15 protein-coding genes and 1 other annotated feature are annotated in these 17796 nt (G+C 54.4%); of the genes, 9 read left to right on the forward strand and 6 right to left on the reverse strand.

Going from position 1 to position 17796, the window contains the following annotated elements; genetic code table 11:
- Positions 1-29 precede the first annotated feature (29 nt).
- From ACMYSO_RS19760 to acrA, 4 genes are all read right to left on the reverse strand, one after another.
- Complete coding sequence (locus tag ACMYSO_RS19760) at positions 30-248, reverse strand: HHA domain-containing protein (RefSeq protein WP_004858783.1); 219 nt, start codon at positions 246-248, stop codon at positions 30-32.
- 26 nt (positions 249-274) lie between these two features.
- Positions 275-649 carry an Hha toxicity modulator TomB gene (tomB, locus tag ACMYSO_RS19765; protein WP_434586120.1) on the reverse strand — a complete coding sequence of 125 codons (375 nt, stop codon included), beginning with the start codon at positions 647-649 and terminating at the stop codon, positions 275-277.
- Between the two features lie 517 nt (positions 650-1166).
- Positions 1167-4313: a multidrug efflux RND transporter permease subunit AcrB gene (acrB, locus tag ACMYSO_RS19770; RefSeq protein WP_123755735.1), complete on the reverse strand. Its 3147-nt coding sequence runs from the start codon at positions 4311-4313 to the stop codon at positions 1167-1169.
- A 22-nt stretch (positions 4314-4335) separates the two neighbouring features.
- Positions 4336-5529: a multidrug efflux RND transporter periplasmic adaptor subunit AcrA gene (acrA, locus tag ACMYSO_RS19775; RefSeq protein WP_434667075.1), complete on the reverse strand. Its 1194-nt coding sequence runs from the start codon at positions 5527-5529 to the stop codon at positions 4336-4338.
- Between the two features lie 142 nt (positions 5530-5671).
- Here acrA and acrR point away from each other — a divergent pair, with 142 nt between their 5' ends.
- Together acrR and mscK are read left to right on the forward strand one after the other, a co-directional pair.
- Positions 5672-6322 (forward strand): multidrug efflux transporter transcriptional repressor AcrR, encoded by a 651-nt coding sequence (gene acrR, locus ACMYSO_RS19780; protein ID WP_434667077.1) that lies wholly within the window; start codon positions 5672-5674, stop codon positions 6320-6322.
- Positions 6323-6455: 133 nt separating this feature from the next.
- Positions 6456-9800 carry a mechanosensitive channel MscK gene (mscK, locus tag ACMYSO_RS19785; protein WP_434667079.1) on the forward strand — a complete coding sequence of 1115 codons (3345 nt, stop codon included), beginning with the start codon at positions 6456-6458 and terminating at the stop codon, positions 9798-9800.
- Between the two features lie 75 nt (positions 9801-9875).
- Here mscK and rsmS read toward each other — a convergent pair whose 3' ends face one another.
- Positions 9876-10040, reverse strand: coding sequence for a pleiotropic regulatory protein RsmS (gene rsmS, locus ACMYSO_RS19790; protein ID WP_434667082.1), 165 nt, complete (start codon positions 10038-10040; stop codon positions 9876-9878).
- A gap of 14 nt (positions 10041-10054) precedes the next feature.
- The gene (gene priC / locus ACMYSO_RS19795) at positions 10055-10582 is read right to left on the reverse strand and encodes a primosomal replication protein N'' (protein ID WP_154143536.1); all 528 of its coding nucleotides are present in this window, start codon (positions 10580-10582) and stop codon (positions 10055-10057) included.
- 69 nt (positions 10583-10651) lie between these two features.
- Here priC and ACMYSO_RS19800 point away from each other — a divergent pair, with 69 nt between their 5' ends.
- From ACMYSO_RS19800 to adk, 7 genes are all read left to right on the forward strand, one after another.
- Positions 10652-11029, forward strand: coding sequence for a DUF454 family protein (locus tag ACMYSO_RS19800; RefSeq protein ID WP_434667085.1), 378 nt, complete (start codon positions 10652-10654; stop codon positions 11027-11029).
- Positions 11030-11179: 150 nt separating this feature from the next.
- Positions 11180-11731: an adenine phosphoribosyltransferase gene (apt, locus tag ACMYSO_RS19805; protein ID WP_004129935.1), complete on the forward strand. Its 552-nt coding sequence runs from the start codon at positions 11180-11182 to the stop codon at positions 11729-11731.
- A gap of 238 nt (positions 11732-11969) precedes the next feature.
- Complete coding sequence (dnaX, locus tag ACMYSO_RS19810; protein ID WP_434667088.1) at positions 11970-13886, forward strand: DNA polymerase III subunit gamma/tau; 1917 nt, start codon at positions 11970-11972, stop codon at positions 13884-13886.
- Positions 13216-13280, forward strand: a sequence feature (DnaX frameshifting element). Its footprint overlaps the gene before it by 65 nt.
- Before the next feature lie 57 nt (positions 13887-13943).
- Complete coding sequence (locus ACMYSO_RS19815) at positions 13944-14276, forward strand: YbaB/EbfC family nucleoid-associated protein (protein ID WP_004858807.1); 333 nt, start codon at positions 13944-13946, stop codon at positions 14274-14276.
- Positions 14276-14881 carry a recombination mediator RecR gene (recR, locus tag ACMYSO_RS19820; protein WP_004858810.1) on the forward strand — a complete coding sequence of 202 codons (606 nt, stop codon included), beginning with the start codon at positions 14276-14278 and terminating at the stop codon, positions 14879-14881. Before ACMYSO_RS19815 ends, recR begins: the two co-directional genes overlap by 1 nt.
- A gap of 111 nt (positions 14882-14992) precedes the next feature.
- Positions 14993-16867, forward strand: coding sequence for a molecular chaperone HtpG (htpG, locus tag ACMYSO_RS19825; protein WP_434667091.1), 1875 nt, complete (start codon positions 14993-14995; stop codon positions 16865-16867).
- A gap of 211 nt (positions 16868-17078) precedes the next feature.
- Positions 17079-17723 (forward strand): adenylate kinase, encoded by a 645-nt coding sequence (adk, locus tag ACMYSO_RS19830; RefSeq protein WP_434667094.1) that lies wholly within the window; start codon positions 17079-17081, stop codon positions 17721-17723.
- The last annotated feature ends 73 nt before the right edge of the window (positions 17724-17796 follow it).

Here is a 17796-nt window from a genome sequence, read left to right on the forward strand (position 1 = left end):
TTAACCTGCGTATTGATACGTAAAATGAATTAACGAATGAATTTCCACACAGATGTTGGGATTTTGTCGTAAAGCTTATTCATGGTCAATTCCGCAAGACGATGGTCGGCCGCTGAGTAAAATACAGCCAGTTCGTTATCGGAAAGTTCATATTTGTTTTTTTCAATTACGCGTTCCAGCGTATCAATTGTCTGACAGCGACGTAAGCGCATCAAATAGTCTGTTTTGGTTAATGGTTCACCAGACATAAAATCACCTTTAGATTGTAATAATACTAACAAGAAAGACTTGCCGGGTTCTCCCGGCTGGCATTCACGAAACAACGGAATAACCGATTCCCCGATTTACGCCATTTCTGGAGATCGCCCGTGTTAATGCCATAACTACTGAACAACATAAACGTGTCATCCAGGTATTCGTCCAGCTGAGCAATCAGTTTATTATCCTCAGCGTACTTAATTTTATAATTAAGCGCGAACGTGGCGATGTGTTCGATCAATTCATTAATCTGAAGATTGACAGCCGACGTCGGGTCATTCACCCAACCGTGGTTGATCTCTTCCAGGTTTGCAAGGCAGTCATGATACAGGGTTTCGCAGAGAAATCGAAGTTGCGCGATATCATGTCTTTTTGGCGAGTATTCGTCCATAACGCATCCCCTTATGAGTGGTTTAAACGACGACCAGCAAGCACCGTTGTGGGATGAACACGACTAACAGACCTGACACATACATTGTAATCCTGTTGTTTTAACTATAATCCACTCTTAAAAAGATTTCACCGTGCTATTACGAAAAATTACAATTATCGCGGTTAATTTATCTTAAAAATATCCGAATTTATTATTACAGCATCCGGTCTGGGGTCCGCTGTGGGCAGCAAGGCTTATGGGTCATTGATTTAACTAATGATTTCCCGCAGTCACAAGGCTATCCGGAACGAATTCAGAGTTAAGAATATTCTTATCTCTGATAAGCCTGGAAAAGAAAAATCCGAATGGAATAAAGCAAAGCTTATCGCAAGAAATTGTATATCAGAATGTAAAATAAACCGTGGCATTGCGTGCGCTTTAATATAGGGCAGCGATCTTGCTGACTCAATGAGTCGGGAAGTGCTCTGAAACACATAAAAAAAGGGCCGCATGTGCGGCCCTTAGTCATGGGAGATTAATGATGCTCAACCGGATGGCTGTGCTCAATGTCTTCCGTTTTCTTACTGAAGCGGCGGCGAACCACCACGAAGAACACAGGAACAAAGAAGATTGCCAGTACCGTCGCGGTCACCATCCCGCCCATTACGCCCGTACCTACGGCGTTCTGTGCACCGGAGCCTGCACCGGAACTGATAACCAGCGGCATAACCCCGAGGATAAATGCCAGTGAGGTCATCAGGATAGGACGCAGACGCATACGTACCGCTTCCAGCGTCGCCTCTATCAGACCTTTGCCTTCTTTATCCATCAGATCTTTGGCGAATTCGACGATAAGTATCGCGTTCTTCGCCGACAAGCCAATGGTTGTCAGCAGGCCCACCTGGAAGTAAACGTCGTTTGTCAGGCCACGGAACGTTGCCGCCAGCAGGGCGCCGATGACCCCCAGTGGCACAACCAGCATGACCGAGAACGGTATCGACCAGCTTTCATACAGCGCTGCCAGACAGAGGAATACCACGATAAGTGAAATGGCATACAGCGCTGGCGCCTGGTTACCGGACAGACGTTCCTGGTAGGACATACCGGTCCAGTCATAGCCAATACCCGAAGGCAGTTTGCTGGCCAGCTCTTCCATCATGGTCATCGCTTCACCGGTACTTCTACCCGGTGCCGCCTGACCGAGGATTTCCATCGATGGCAGACCGTTATAGCGTTCCAGACGAGGTGAACCGTACTCCCAATGAGACGTTGAGAAGGCCGAGAACGGCACCATCTGCCCGTCGCTACCGCGGACGTACCAGTTGCCAATATCTTCCGGCAGCATACGGTATTTTGCTTCAGACATGACGTACACTTTCTTCACGCGACCGCGGTCGATGAAGTCGTTGACATAGCTACCGCCCCAGGCCGCGCCCAGCGTGGTATTGATGTCACTGATAGATACGCCCAGCGCCTGCGCTTTCTCCTGGTCGATATCCACCTTGAACTGCGGTGTATCTTCCAGACCGTTTGGACGCACGCCGACCAGCAGGTCAGGGTGCTTCGCTACTTCACCAAACAACTGGTTACGTGCCTGGGTCAGTTTTTCATGGCCCAAACCACCCTGGTCGATCAGCTGGAAGTCGAAGCCGGTTGCGGTACCCAGTTCCACGATAGCCGGCAGGTTAAAGGCGAAGACCATCGCATCTTTAATCTGCGAGAAACGGGCCATCGCACGACCGGTAATCGCTTCAACCTTGTTCTCTGAACCAGGACGTTCGCTCCAGTCTTTCAGCGAGACGAACGCAATACCGGTGTTCTGACCACGACCGGCGAAGCCGAAGCCGTTAACGGCAAACACCGACTCAACGTTGTCTTTTTCTTTGGTGAGATAGTAGTCCGTCATCTCGTCGAGCACTTTCTGCGTACGTTCCTGCGTCGCGCCAGCCGGAAGCTGCGCCATACTGAGGAATACGCCCTGATCTTCATCAGGTAAGAACGAACTTGGCAGACGAACGAACAACCACGCCATTCCGACGACGATGATCAGATACAGCACCAGGTAACGGCCAGTACTGCGCAGAATGTTACCTACGCTATCGGTGTAGTGGTGCGTGCTCTTATCGAACATGCGGTTAAACCAGCCAAAGAAGCCTTTGTGCTCGCCGTGACCGCCTTTAGCGATAGGTTTTAACATCGTGGCGCACAGCGCCGGGGTCAGGATCAATGCTACCAGTACCGACAGCGCCATCGCGGATACGATAGTGATGGAGAACTGACGGTAAATCGCCCCCGTTGAACCACCGAAGAAGGCCATTGGGATAAATACCGCCGACAGCACCATGGCGATACCCACCAGAGCGCCCTGGATCTGGCCCATGGATTTCCGGGTTGCTTCCTTCGGCGGCAGGCCTTCTTCCGCCATCACACGCTCGACGTTTTCGACCACCACAATGGCGTCATCGACGAGCAGACCGATCGCCAGCACCATACCGAACATGGTCAGGGTGTTTATCGAGAAGCCGAAGATGGCGAGGATGGCGAAGGTCCCCAGCAATACTACCGGTACCGCGATGGTTGGAATCAACGTCGCGCGGAAGTTCTGCAGGAACAGATACATTACCAGGAATACCAGGATGATCGCTTCCACCAGCGTTTTCACTACTTCGTGAATAGAGATTTTCACGAACGGCGTGGTGTCATACGGGTAAACAATTTTCAGACCTGACGGGAAGTACGGCTCCATTTTCGCCAGTTCGGCACGAATGGCATTTGCCGTATCCAGCGCGTTCGCGCCGGTTGCCAGTTTAATACCCAGACCAGAAGCCGGCTGGTTGTTAAACTTCGCAACGATGTCGTAGTTCTCGCCACCCAGCTCAACCTTCGCCACATCACGAAGACGAACCTGCGAACCATCCTGGTTCACTTTCAGCAGAATATTGCTGAATTCGTCAGCGGATTTCAGACGGGTCTGCGCGATGATCGAGGCGTTCAGCTGCTGGCCTTTCACCGGCGGCGTACCACCTAACTGACCGGCTGCAACCTGGGCGTTCTGCGCTTTAATCGCGCTGATCACATCAACCGGCGTCAGCTGGAAGTTGTTCAGTTTGTTCGGATCCATCCAGATACGCATCGCGTACTGGGAACCAAACAGCTGAACGTCACCCACACCAGACGTACGGCTGATCGCATCTTTCATGTTGGCGCCCACGTAGTCGGAAATATCCTCCTGCGTCATGGTGCCGTTGGTGTTGATAACGCCGACAACCATCAGGAAGCTACTGGAGGATTTCTCCACGCTCACACCCTGTTGCTGTACTTCCTGCGGCAGCAGCGGCATGGCGAGCTGCAGTTTGTTCTGCACCTGCACCTGCGCGATATCTGCATCAGTACCTGACTGGAAGGTCAGGGTAATCTGTACTGTACCGGTTGAGTCACTGTTGGAGGACATGTACATCAGGTTATCGATACCGTTCATGTTCTGTTCGATAACCTGTGTCACGGTGTCCTGCACCGTTTTCGCATCAGCGCCAGGGTAGGTTGCGGTGATCGAAACGGCCGGTGGCGCAATCGTTGGATATTGCGCAACTGGCAGCTTCATGATCGCAAGACCACCCGCTAGCATGATGATAATGGCGATCACCCATGCGAATATGGGGCGATCGATAAAGAAATTAGGCATGTCTTAACGGCTCCTGTTTAAGTTAAGACTTGGTTTGTTCTGACTGTGCGTTACTGGCAACTTGCTGTTTATCGTCAGAGGTCACTTCCTGCGCTTTTACCTGCACGCCTGGTTTTACTTTTTGCAGCCCGGTAACGATCACGCGATCGCCGGATTTCACGCCGCTGGTCACCAGCCATTTATCGCCGATTGCCTGTGTGGCGTTGACCTGGCGGGTTTCTACTTTATCGCCTTCACCCACCACCATCACGCTGGCATCGCCACGTGGTGTACGGGTGACACCCTGCTGTGGAACCAGCAGCGCATCCGGGTTGGTGCCTTCCTGGAGACGAGCACGCACGAACATACCTGGCAACAGCGTGTGGTCCGGGTTCGGGAAGACGGCACGTAAAGTGATTGAACCGGTGGTCTGGTCAACGGTGACATCGGAGAACTCAAGCGTACCGGCTTGCGGATACTGAAGCCCGTCGCTGGTTACCAGCTCGACTTTGGCTTTGCCGTTCTCTTGTTTCAGCGTGCCATTTGCCAGCTCTTGTCGCAGACGCAGGAAATCGTTGCTCGACTGGGTCACGTCAACGTAGATCGGATCCAGTTGCTGAACGGTTGACAGGGCGGTCGTCTGACCGTTCTGCACCAGCGCGCCTTCGGTGACCGCGGATTTACCAATGCGGCCGCTGATCGGCGAGGTCACTTTGGTATAAGCCAGGTTAATACGTGCAGTTTCTACCGCGGCTTTCGCGGCGACAACGGCAGCATTGCTCTGCTGAGCATCGGCGACCGCAGTATCATAGTCTTGTTGACTGATGTACTTGGTGCCAAGCAGCTTCTGGTAACGTTTAACTGTCAACTGGGCGATATTGGCCGCCGCTTGTGCTTTGGCTAAATCGCCTTTCGCACTTTCATAGCTGGCCTGATAGGTCGCGGGGTCGATCTGATAGAGAGACTCGCCGGCCTTGATGTCGCCACCTTCCGTAAAGTTACGTTTCAGAATAATGCCACTTACCTGAGGGCGGACTTCTGCAATACGGTAGGCGCTGGTACGGCCCGGTAGCTCAGTGGTGATTTGCAGAGGTGCGGATTTGAGCGTCACTACACCGACTTCCGGCATATGCTGAGCCCCTTGCTGAGCCGGTTTGTCGTCACATCCTGTTAGCGCTAAGCTGCCTGAGAGCATCAGAACGACCGCCAGAGGCGTTAACCCTCTGTTTTTGTTCATATGTAAACCTCGAGTGTCCAATTTCAAATTGTTCAGTGGCTCAAACGACCACAAACCCACTACTGTGTTTCTATTATGGTCATGCTATGGTACATACATTCACAAATGTATGTAAACGTAACCTCTGTAAACTCATCAACCTATGGCACGAAAAACCAAACAACAGGCACTTGAAACCCGGCAACACATACTGGATGTGGCTTTGCGTTTGTTTTCGCAGCAAGGCGTATCATCTACCTCGTTAGCAGCAATTGCAAAAGCTGCCGGGGTGACGAGGGGGGCTATCTACTGGCATTTTAAGAATAAATCAGATTTATTTAACGAAATCTGGGTGCTGTCGGACGCAAGTATTAGCGATCTTGAAGTTGAGTATCGGGCAAAATTCCCCAGCGATCCACTCTCTGTTGTCCGTGAGATCTTAGTTTATATCCTTGAAGCTACGGTGACAGAAGAGCGTAGACGACTGATGATGGAAATTATATTCCATAAGTGCGAATTCGTTGGTGAAATGGCGGTAGTGCAAAACGCACAGCGCAGCTTATGTCTTGAAAGCTACGATCGCATCGAACAAACACTTCGTGAATGTATTGCAGCCAAACTGCTGCCCGCCAACCTGCTCACCCGTCAGGCCGCCGTTTTAATGCGCAGCTATCTCTCCGGCCTGATGGAAAACTGGCTTTTTGCGCCAGACTCTTTCGATCTCAAAAAAGATGCGCGTAACTATGTTTCTATTCTCTTAGAAATGTACCAGCTCTGTCCTTCGCTTCGAGAGCCTGCGGAAATTAAGAATTAACTGAGCTGGTAGAACGAAAAAGGTGGTTTTTTGCTGCTGCTGACTGCTATTCGCGCGGTGGCAGAAGTGCTATTCTGCGCGCTGTAACGATCCCCGGTATTCTCCGGCTTTTGCAACCACTCGTGCTAACACTATGCTGCATACTATTCGTAGGCGGAATGCTACTTCCGCGTTTGTCATTCTACTGTTGTTATTTGTTGGCTGCCTTAGCATTAATCAGGCCCAGGCTGCTGATGTCCCCGAACGATCTGATGTTCAGAATCAACTTAATACCCTGAATAAACAAAAAGAACTGACTCCGCAGGATAAGTTGGTTCAGCAAGACCTGGTTCAAACGCTTGAAGCACTCGATAAAATCGAGCGGATTAAGGCCGAAACTACCCAACTGCGCCAGCAGGTGGAACAAGCGCCAGCGAAGATGCGTCAGGCTGTCGACAGCCTCAACGCACTCAGCGATGTGCCTGATGATGAGGCCACGCGCAAAACGCTCAGTACGCTCTCTTTGCGTCAGCTTGAATCGCGGGTCACCCAGACTCTGGACGATCTCCAGACTGCCCAGAACGACCTGGCAACCTACAACAGCCAACTGGTCTCCCTGCAAACGCAGCCGGAACGTGTGCAAAACGCCATGTATTCGGCGTCCCAGCAGCTCCAGCAAATACGTAACCGGCTGAATGGCACCACCGTGGGTGAAGAGGCGTTGCGCCCGAGCCAGCAGGGGTTGCTGCTGGCGCAGCAGGCCTTGCTGAATGCGCAGATCGAGCAACAGCGCAAGAGCCTCGAAGGAAACACGGTTCTACAGGATACGCTGCAAAAACAACGTGATTACGTTAGCGCCAACAGCAACCGCCTGGAGCATCAGCTGCAGCTGTTGCAGGAGGCGGTCAACAGTAAACGCCTGACGCTAACGGAAAAAACGGCTCAGGAAGCGGTGACTCCCGATGAGACGGCACGTATTCAGGCCAACCCGCTGGTCAAGCAGGAGCTGGAGATCAACCACCAGCTCAGCCAGAAGCTGATCTCGGCGACGGAAAACGGCAACCAGCTTGTGCAGCGTAACATTCAGGTCAAAAACTGGCTCGATCGGGCGCTGCAATCTGAACGCGATATCAAAGAGCAGATTTCCGTCCTCAAAGGGAGCCTGCTGCTGTCCCGTATTCTCTACCAGCAACAGCAGACGCTGCCGTCGGCTGATGAGCTGAGCGATATGACCAACCGGATTGCCGATCTGCGTCTGGAGCAATTTGAGGTCAACCAACAGCGTGACGCGCTGTTCCAGAGCGACAGCTTTGTGGCCAAACTGGAAGAGGGGCACAGTAATGAGGTGACGCCAGATGTGCATGATGCGCTGCTGGACGTCGTGGATATGCGCCGTGAGTTGCTCGATCAGTTTAATAAGCAGCTCGGCAACCAGCTGATGATGGCGATTAACCTGCAGATCAACCAGCAGCAGTTAATGAGCGTCTCCAGCAACCTCAAAGCGATCCTCACCCAGCAGATTTTCTGGGTGAACAGTAATAAACCGATGGACTGGGACTGGATTAAATCCTTCCCGGAAGCGCTGAAAGGGCAGTTTAAGGCGATGAAAATCACCGTAAACTGGGAAAAAGCCTGGCCTGCGGTGTTTGTTGCCTTCCTTGCAGGCCTGCCATTGTTGCTGATTGCCGGTGTTATTCGCTGGCGTCTGCAGTGGTTGCGTAACTACCAGGCTAAGCTGGCGTCGCAGGTTGGGCAGTTGCGTAACGATACGCAGCTCCATACACCGAAAGCGATTCTGATCGACCTGATCCGCGCATTACCGGTGGTGCTGCTGATTCTGGCTGCGGGGCTGATTCTGCTGACTATGCAGCTGAATATCAGCGAACTGCTGTGGGCATACAGTAAAAAACTGGCCTTGTTCTGGCTGGTGTTTGGGCTGTGCTGGAAGGTCCTGGAAAAAGACGGTGTGGCGGTCAGCCACTTTAATATGCCTGCCCAGTTGACCAGCCACTGGCGTCGACAGATTGTTCGCGTGAGTCTGGCGTTGTTGCCGCTGAACTTCTGGTCGGTCGTGTCTGAGCTGTCGCCGCTGAACCTGATGGATGACGTGCTGGGGCAGTTCGTTATCCTGATGAACCTGCTGCTGATTGCGGTGCTGGTGTGGCCAATGTGCCGCGAGAGCTGGCGCGATAAAGAATCACACAGCCTGCGCCTGCTCACCGTTACCGTACTCTCGATTGTGCCGGTTGCGCTGATGGTGCTGACGGCGACGGGTTACTTCTATACCACCCTACGTCTTGCGGGCCGCTGGATTGAAACTGTCTATCTGGTGATGCTGTGGAACCTGCTGTACCAGACCGTACTGCGTGGCCTGAGCGTTGCCGCGCGGCGTATCGCCTGGCGCCGTGCGCTGGCCCGTCGTCAGCACCTGGTAAAAGAAGGGGCTGAAGGGGCCGAGCCGCAGGAAGAACCGACGATTGCACTGGAACAGGTTAACCAACAAACGCTACGTATTACCATGCTGGTGATGGTCGCTTTGTTTGGCGTGGTGTTCTGGGCGATTTGGTCCGATCTGATTACCGTGTTTGCCTATCTCGATAGTATTACGCTGTGGCATTACAGCGGGACCGAAGCGGGCGCCAGCGTGGTGCGTAACGTGACGATGGGCAGCCTGCTGTTTGCCATTGTCGCGTCGATGGTGGCCTGGGCGCTGATCCGCAACTTACCGGGCCTGCTGGAAGTCCTGATTCTCTCGCGGCTGAATATGCGCCAGGGGACATCCTATGCGATCACCTCGATTATGAACTACGCGATCATCGCCATCAGTGCGATGACGGTGTTCGGCGCGCTGGGGGTTTCCTGGGATAAATTGCAATGGCTGGCGGCGGCACTCTCCGTTGGTCTGGGGTTCGGCCTGCAGGAGATTTTCGGGAACTTCGTTTCCGGTCTGATCATCCTCTTCGAACGCCCGGTGCGCATCGGCGATACGGTAACGATCGGCACCTTCTCCGGTACCGTCAGCAAGATCCGTATTCGCGCCACCACCATTACCGACTTCGATCGTAAAGAGGTGATCATCCCGAACAAAGCGTTTGTCACCGAGCGCCTGATCAACTGGTCGCTGTCCGACACCGTGACGCGCGTGGTGATCCGTCTTGGGGTGGCGTATGGCTCCGATCTTGATAAGGTGAAAGAGGTCCTGCTTCAGGCCGCGCATGAGCACCCGAAAGTAATGCAGGAGCCGGCGCCATCGGTATTCTTCACCACTTTCGGCGCGAGTACGCTGGATCATGAGCTGCGTTTGTACGTGCGTGAACTACGCGATCGCAGCTACACGGTGGACGAGCTGAACCGGGCGATTGACCGCCTGTGCCGGGAGAACAATATTAATATTGCCTTCAACCAGCTGGAAGTGCATCTGCGTAATGAAAAAGGTGATGAAGTGACCGAGCTGAAACGGGAAGTCAAAGGCGACGATCCGTCACCGGCTATCGGTTAAAGTACGGCAGATTGACGATCGACAGGGGCGGCCAGAGAGCCGCCCCGTTGGTGACTGGCGTGGGTTAGCGTCGTTTTATTCGCTGGTCTGGGTGCCTGACTGGCTTAGTTTATTTTCATAATCACGTTTGATTATCTCCAGTGCACCCAGCACCGTCTGTGCCGGGATCTGGTTCTCCTCGAGCAGCATAATCAAATCAACGGCCAGCTTGACCTCATCCGGGGCGGTTTCCAGGGACATTACGTTTCCTTTTGTTAGCGCGTTATACGTGCCAGTACGGCTTCTATTTTTTCCAGCGCATCGCGACAGCGCGCCAGACGTCCGGCATAGGCGTCCACCTCTTTTGCCAGGCGCTGTTGGTCCTCAAGCGTTGTCGCTTGCGCCAGTTGACGCTGGCGATCGTTTCGCATCGCCAGCAGCCGACGTTCATACTCCTGATGCTGTAGCCGCCGCCGCTGCCAGCGTTGCAGTCCGGGGGATGCGCTATCCCATTGGCGCAGGGACCAGGTGGCCGCCTCACGATTCAGGGCGGCGATTTGCGCGACCAGTCGTTCCGCCAGCCAGCTCACCTGCGGCAGCTGCTGGTTCTCCACCGCCTGGCGCAGCTCAGCAAAATGCTGCTGCGCTTCTTCAAGACAAGACTGCATCAATGTACTGCGGGTACGAAACAACTGGCGATCGAAACGGGCGCTGAGCGTCGCATGCTGCGCCAGCGGTGCAAGCTGTACCGCCAACTGAGCCAGCTGATTTTCCAGCGTTTGTAAAAGCCGGGTTGTTTTCAATGAACTCCTCCCTACCTCGATAAACAACTGTGCTACAGTAGCCATCTCTGCTTGATAACGATTCGCATTATGCCACGTATTATTTTAATCATCATTGGCTGGCTGGCGGTAGCCCTGGGGACGCTGGGCATCTTTTTGCCTTTGTTGCCAACCACGCCGTTTATTCTGCTGGCGGCCTGGTGTTTTGCCCGTTCATCACCGCGTTTTCACCACTGGCTGCTGTATCGTTCCTGGTTTGGCGGCTATCTTCGCCACTGGCAGCAGTACCGCGCGATGCCGCCTGGCGCCAAGCCGCGGGCGATAGTCATGATCCTGCTGACCTTTGCCCTTTCGCTGTGGCTGGTTAAGCTTACATGGGTGCGCATCTTGCTGCTGGTAATACTGACCTGCCTGCTGATATTTATGTGGCGCATTCCGGTGGTTGATGCAAAGCAACAAAAGCACTGATGCACAATAATGAAGGTTGCAATTGTCGCTGACAGACAGTAAATTCTGGCGTTTTCGAGCGCGGGCATGCCTGGTCAAAGGTTGAACAAATGTTTCTTTGGCCCATTTTGCACGCCCGTGAGTAACACTGTTTTAATCAGGCATAAACTTATGACCGCAACTGCACAGCAGCTTGAATATCTGAAGAACAGCATCCAAAGCATCCAGGACTACCCGAAGCCTGGCATCCTTTTCCGTGATGTCACCAGCTTACTGGAAGACCCGAAAGCCTATGCGCTCAGCATTGAACTTCTGGCCGAGCGTTATAAAGACGCGGGTATTACCAAGGTGGTTGGGACCGAAGCGCGTGGTTTCCTGTTTGGCGCCCCGGTTGCGCTGGCGTTGGGTGTGGGCTTTGTGCCGGTACGTAAACCCCGTAAGCTGCCGCGTGAAACCATTGCCGAGAGCTACGAGCTGGAATACGGCACCGATCAGCTGGAAATCCATGTTGATGCGATCAAAGCCGGTGATAAAGTGCTGGTGGTCGACGATCTGCTGGCAACCGGCGGCACCATCGACGCTACGGTGAAGCTGATCCGTCGTCTGGGTGGCGAAGTGCATGATGCAGCCTTCATTATCAATCTGTTCGATCTGGGCGGTGAGCAGCGTCTGGAAAAACTGGGCATCAATTGCTATAGCCTGGTTCCTTTCCCGGGCCACTAAGAGCCTGCACATTAGACTATTTTGCTTGTCATGTTGAACCTGGGCAGTGCTCAAAACCCTCACGTACTACGTGTACGCTCCGGTTTTTCCGCGCTGTCCGTGTTCAAACTGCCTGCGCCAATGACGTCTACTGGGACAGGCTCGAAGCATTTCCAGATACATAGCCTCGCCGATCGGGCGGGGCTGTGATAGCATGACCCCCTCGTGATTTCACCTTCCAGCGTTTCAGAGCCAGCCCATGAGTTATCAGGTCTTAGCCCGTAAATGGCGCCCACAAACCTTTGCTGACGTCGTCGGCCAGGAACATGTGCTGACCGCACTGGCGAATGGCTTATCGTTAGGGCGCATTCATCACGCTTATCTCTTTTCCGGCACCCGTGGCGTAGGGAAAACCTCGATCGCCCGCCTGCTTGCGAAAGGATTGAACTGCGAAACCGGTATTACCGCCACGCCGTGCGGTGTGTGCGATAACTGCCGGGAAATAGAACAGGGGCGCTTTGTCGATCTGATTGAGATCGATGCCGCCTCTCGAACCAAAGTCGAAGATACCCGCGACCTGCTGGATAACGTCCAGTACGCGCCGGCTCGTGGCCGCTTTAAGGTCTATCTGATCGACGAAGTCCATATGCTGTCGCGCCATAGCTTCAACGCGTTGTTAAAAACGCTGGAAGAGCCGCCGGCGCACGTCAAATTCCTGCTGGCGACCACCGATCCGCAGAAGCTGCCGGTGACGATCCTGTCGCGCTGCCTGCAGTTCCACCTGAAGGCGCTGGATGTCGAACAGATCCGCCATCAGCTTGAGCATATTCTCGGTGAAGAGCAAATTGCCTTTGAATCCCGCGCGCTGCAGCTGCTGTCGCGTGCGGCGGACGGCAGCCTGCGCGACGCGTTAAGCCTGACCGACCAGGCGATTGCCAGCGGCGATGGCCGCCTGACGGCGGAATCAGTCAGTACCATGCTGGGTACGCTCGACGACGATCAGGCGCTGTCGCTCATTGAAGCGCTGGTGGCTGCCGATGGCGAACGCGTTATGGCAGGTGTGAACGATGCTGCTTCCCGCGGTGTTGAGTGGGAAGCCTTGCTGGTTGAAATGCAGAGCCTGCTGCACCGCATTGCGATGGTTCAGCTGTCGCCTTCGGCGCTGGGCGCGGACATGGCCGCCATTGAACTGCGTATGCGCGAACTCGCGCGCACCGTACCGCCAACTGATGTCCAGCTATACTATCAGACGCTGCTCATCGGCCGTAAAGAGCTGCCCTATGCGCCAGACCGACGCATGGGCGTGGAAATGACGTTACTGCGTGCGTTGGCGTTTCATCCGCGCACGCCGCTGCCAGAGCCCGAGGTGAAGCCCGCTCCGGCGATACCTGTCGCCCCGGTTCAGGCCGCCGCGCCGTCAGCCCCCGTCGGGCAGTCGCAACCGCCGCAGAATTTGCCGCAAACCACCAGTCAGGTGCTGGCGGCCCGCAGCCAGCTGCAGCGTGGTCAGGGAGCACCCACACCAAAAAAGAGTGAACCGGCAGCCGCATCCCGCGCGCGGCCGGTGAATAATGCTGCGCTGGAGCGCTTAAGTTCGATTACCGAGCGCGTGCAGGCGCGTCCTGCCGTCGCGGCGGCACAGGAAAAAGCACCGGCTAAAAAAGAAGCCTATCGCTGGAAAGCGACCACCGTCGTCGAAACCGTGAAAGAAGAGGTGGCGACGCCGAAAGCGCTGAAGAAAGCGCTGGAGCATGAAAAAACGCCGGAGCTGGCGGCTAAGCTGGCGCTGGAAGCCGTCGAGCGCGATAGCTGGGCGGCAGAGGTCAATCAGCTTGCTGTACCGAAGCTGGTAGAGCAGGTGGCGCTGAATTCCTGGAAAGAGCAGGAGGGGCAGCGTATTTGCCTGCATCTGCGTCCGAGCCAGCGACATTTGAATTCCGCCGGTGCGCAGCAAAAGCTGGCCGAAGCGCTTGGCATATTGTACGGTTCACCGGTTGAACTGACCATCGTAGAAGACGATAATCCTGCGATGCGCACGCCGCTGGAGTGGCGGCAGGCAATTTATGAAGAGAAGCTCGCGCAAGCGCGCGAAGCCATTATTGCGGATAACAACATTCAGACGCTGCGTCGGTTCTTCGATGCGGACCTGGATGAAGAGAGTATTCGCCCCATTTGATTGCAAGTTTGACTTGTAGTCAGCATCCTTAACGATGACCTACTGAGAGAGAAGCCTATGTTTGGTGGAAAAGGCGGCCTGGGTAACCTGATGAAACAGGCCCAGCAGATGCAAGACAAAATGCAGAAAATGCAGGAAGAGATCGCGCAGCTGGAAGTCACCGGTGAATCCGGTGCCGGTCTGGTTAAAGTGACCATCAACGGCGCACACAACTGCCGTCGCGTGGAAATCGACCCGAGCCTGCTGGAAGACGACAAAGACATGCTGGAAGACCTCGTGGCTGCGGCATTCAACGATGCGGCACGTCGCATTGAAGAGACCCAGAAAGAGAAGATGGCGTCCGTCTCCTCCGGTATGCAGCTGCCGCCTGGCTTTAAGATGCCATTCTGATGCAAACCAGCCCGCTGTTAACTCAGCTTATGGAAGCATTACGCTGTCTGCCGGGCGTTGGCCCGAAGTCAGCGCAACGCATGGCGTTCACGCTGCTTCAGCGCGATCGTAGCGGCGGGATGCGTCTGGCGCAGTCGTTAACGCGTGCAATGTCGGAAATCGGCCACTGTGCCGATTGCCGTACTTTCACCGAGCAGGAAGTGTGCAATATTTGCAGCAACCCGCGCCGCCGTGAAAACGGGCAGATCTGCGTGGTAGAAAGCCCCGCAGATATCTACGCGATTGAGCAGACCGGGCAGTTTTCGGGCCGCTACTTTGTCCTGATGGGCCACCTGTCACCACTCGACGGGATTGGGCCGGATGACATCGGGCTCGATCGTCTGGAACAGCGCCTGCGTGACGAATCGATGCAGGAAGTGATCCTCGCCACCAACCCCACGGTGGAAGGTGAAGCGACCGCCAATTATATCGCCGAGCTCTGCGCGCAGTATGGCGTAGAAGCCAGCCGCATTGCCCATGGTGTCCCCGTCGGCGGCGAGCTGGAAATGGTCGATGGTACCACGCTGTCCCACTCCCTGGCCGGGCGACATAAGATTCGTTTTTAACCAAACGGAGGCGCTTTTCGGGGCCTCCGCTTGAAAATTTCCCCTCCCGTCCCCATCTCCCCTTCATCGGTTTTTTTACCATTAACAATGGCATTGTTGAGGTTGATTTAGATGAAAGGACAAGAAACTCGTGGTTTTCAGTCAGAGGTAAAACAGCTTCTGCACCTGATGATCCATTCTCTTTATTCCAATAAAGAAATTTTCCTGCGTGAACTGATTTCCAACGCCTCCGATGCGGCAGACAAGCTGCGCTTCCGCGCGCTGTCCCAGCCCGACCTGTACGAAGGTGACGGTGAACTGCGCGTGCGCGTTTCGTTTGATAAAGACAACCGCACCCTGACCATCGCCGATAACGGTATCGGGATGAACCGTGAAGAAGTTATCGATCACCTTGGGACCATTGCAAAATCCGGAACCAAATCGTTCCTCGAATCAATGGGTTCCGACCAGGCCAAAGACAGCCAGTTGATTGGTCAGTTTGGCGTCGGCTTCTACTCGGCGTTTATCGTGGCGGATAAAGTCACCGTGCGTACCCGCGCGGCGGGCGATAGCGCAGAAAACGGCGTGTTCTGGGAGTCAGCCGGTGAAGGCGACTACACCGTGGCCGATATCACCAAAGCCGAGCGCGGTACCGAAATTACCCTGCACCTGCGTGAAGGCGAAGATGATTTCCTGAACGACTGGCGCGTACGTTCGATCATCAGCAAATACTCCGACCACATTGCGCTACCGGTGGAGATCGAAAAACGTGAAGAAGTTGACGGCGAAACCGTGATCTCCTGGGAGAAAATCAATAAAGCTCAGGCGCTGTGGACCCGTAATAAGTCGGAAATTAAAGACGACGAATACAACGAATTCTATAAACATATTGCCCATGACTACAGCGACCCGCTGACCTGGAGCCACAACCGTGTGGAAGGTAAGCAGGAGTACACCAGCCTGCTGTATATCCCTTCCCAGGCGCCGTGGGATATGTGGAACCGCGATCATAAACATGGTCTGAAGCTGTACGTGCAGCGCGTCTTCATCATGGATGAAGCCGAGCAGTTTATGCCGAACTACCTGCGCTTTGTCCGTGGCCTTGTGGACTCCAACGATCTGCCGCTCAACGTTTCGCGTGAAATTCTGCAGGACAGCAGCGTCACCCGCAACCTGCGTACCGCGCTGACCAAGCGTGTGCTGCAGATGCTGGAGAAACTGGCGAAAGACGACGCTGAAAAATATCAGACCTTCTGGCAGCAGTTCGGTCTGGCATTGAAAGAAGGGCCGGCGGAGGACAATGCGAACCAGCAGACTATCGCGAAGCTGCTGCGTTTTGCTTCTACTCATACCGACTCCTCCGCGCAGACCGTGTCGCTGGAAGAGTATGTCTCCCGCATGAAAGAAGGGCAGGAGAAGATTTACTACATCACCGCAGACAGCTATGCGGCAGCGAAGAGCAGCCCGCATCTGGAGCTGCTGCGTAAGAAAGGCATCGAGGTCCTGCTGCTGTCTGAGCGCATCGACGAGTGGATGATGAGCTATCTGACCGAGTTCGATGGCAAAGCCTTCCAGTCAGTCGCGAAAACCGACGAGTCGCTGGAAAAACTGGCCGATGAGGTGGATGAAAGCACCAAAGAGGCAGAAAAGGCGCTGGAACCGTTTGTTGACCGCGTGAAAACTCTGCTGGGCGAGCGTGTGAAAGAGGTCCGTCTGACGCACCGTCTGACCGATACCCCGGCCATCGTCACCACTGACGCGGATGAAATGAGCACCCAGATGGCGAAGCTGTTCGCCGCTGCGGGCCAGTCCGCACCGGAAGTGAAGTACATCTTTGAACTGAACCCGGCGCACCCGTTGGTGAAACGCGCGGCGGATACTCAGGAAGATGCCCGGTTCAGCGAGTGGGTTGAGCTGCTGCTCGATCAGGCTCTGCTGGCGGAGCGCGGTACGCTGGAAGATCCGAACCAGTTTATTCGCCGGATGAATCAGCTGCTGGCATCGTAATTTCCCTGCCGTTTGCCCTCAGCGGCCCCGACTCATCAGAGACGCGGGCCGCTGAAGGCCACTTCTCTAATCATCTAAAATCTGCCTTTCAGGCAAAATAAACCCTCCATTAACCGTTTCAGCCGCTCCGCCTTCCTTGAGCCTTCTGCGTTCTGGTGGTATGGTTTAGCGTTTTTGAAAAATTGAATCGACTTTTGAGGGGATTTTCGTAATGCGTATTATTCTGCTTGGCGCTCCGGGCGCGGGTAAAGGAACTCAGGCTCAGTTCATCATGGAGAAATACGGTATTCCGCAAATCTCTACCGGTGACATGCTGCGCGCTGCTGTGAAATCTGGCTCTGAGCTGGGTAAACAGGCGAAAGACATCATGGACGCAGGCAAGCTGGTGACCGACGAACTGGTTATCGCGCTGGTGAAAGAGCGTATCACTCAGGAAGATTGCCGTAACGGCTTCCTGCTGGACGGTTTCCCGCGCACTATTCCGCAGGCTGACGCCATGAAAGAGGCGGGTATCGCGGTTGATTTCGTGCTGGAGTTTGATGTACCGGACGAGCTGATCGTCGATCGCATCATCGGTCGTCGCGTACACGCGGCTTCTGGCCGTGTTTACCACATCAAATTCAATCCGCCGAAGGTGGAAGGCAAAGACGACGTGACCGGTGAAGAGCTGAGCACGCGTAAAGATGACCAGGAAGAGACCGTACGTAAGCGCCTGGTGGAATACCATCAGATGACGGCTCCGCTGATCGGTTACTATCAGAAAGAAGCTGAAGCGGGCAACACCCAATACGCGAAAGTAGACGGCACCAAAGCGGTTGCTGAAGTACGCGTAGAACTGGAAAAAATCCTCGGTTAATCCCGTTGGTTCTCATCCTGCCCCGGCGGGATGAGAACACCTCTCATTCTACCTTTTTCTATGATTGGTTCCG

The organism is Klebsiella sp. B345, from assembly GCF_051131735.1.
GTDB lineage: Bacteria > Pseudomonadota > Gammaproteobacteria > Enterobacterales > Enterobacteriaceae > Klebsiella.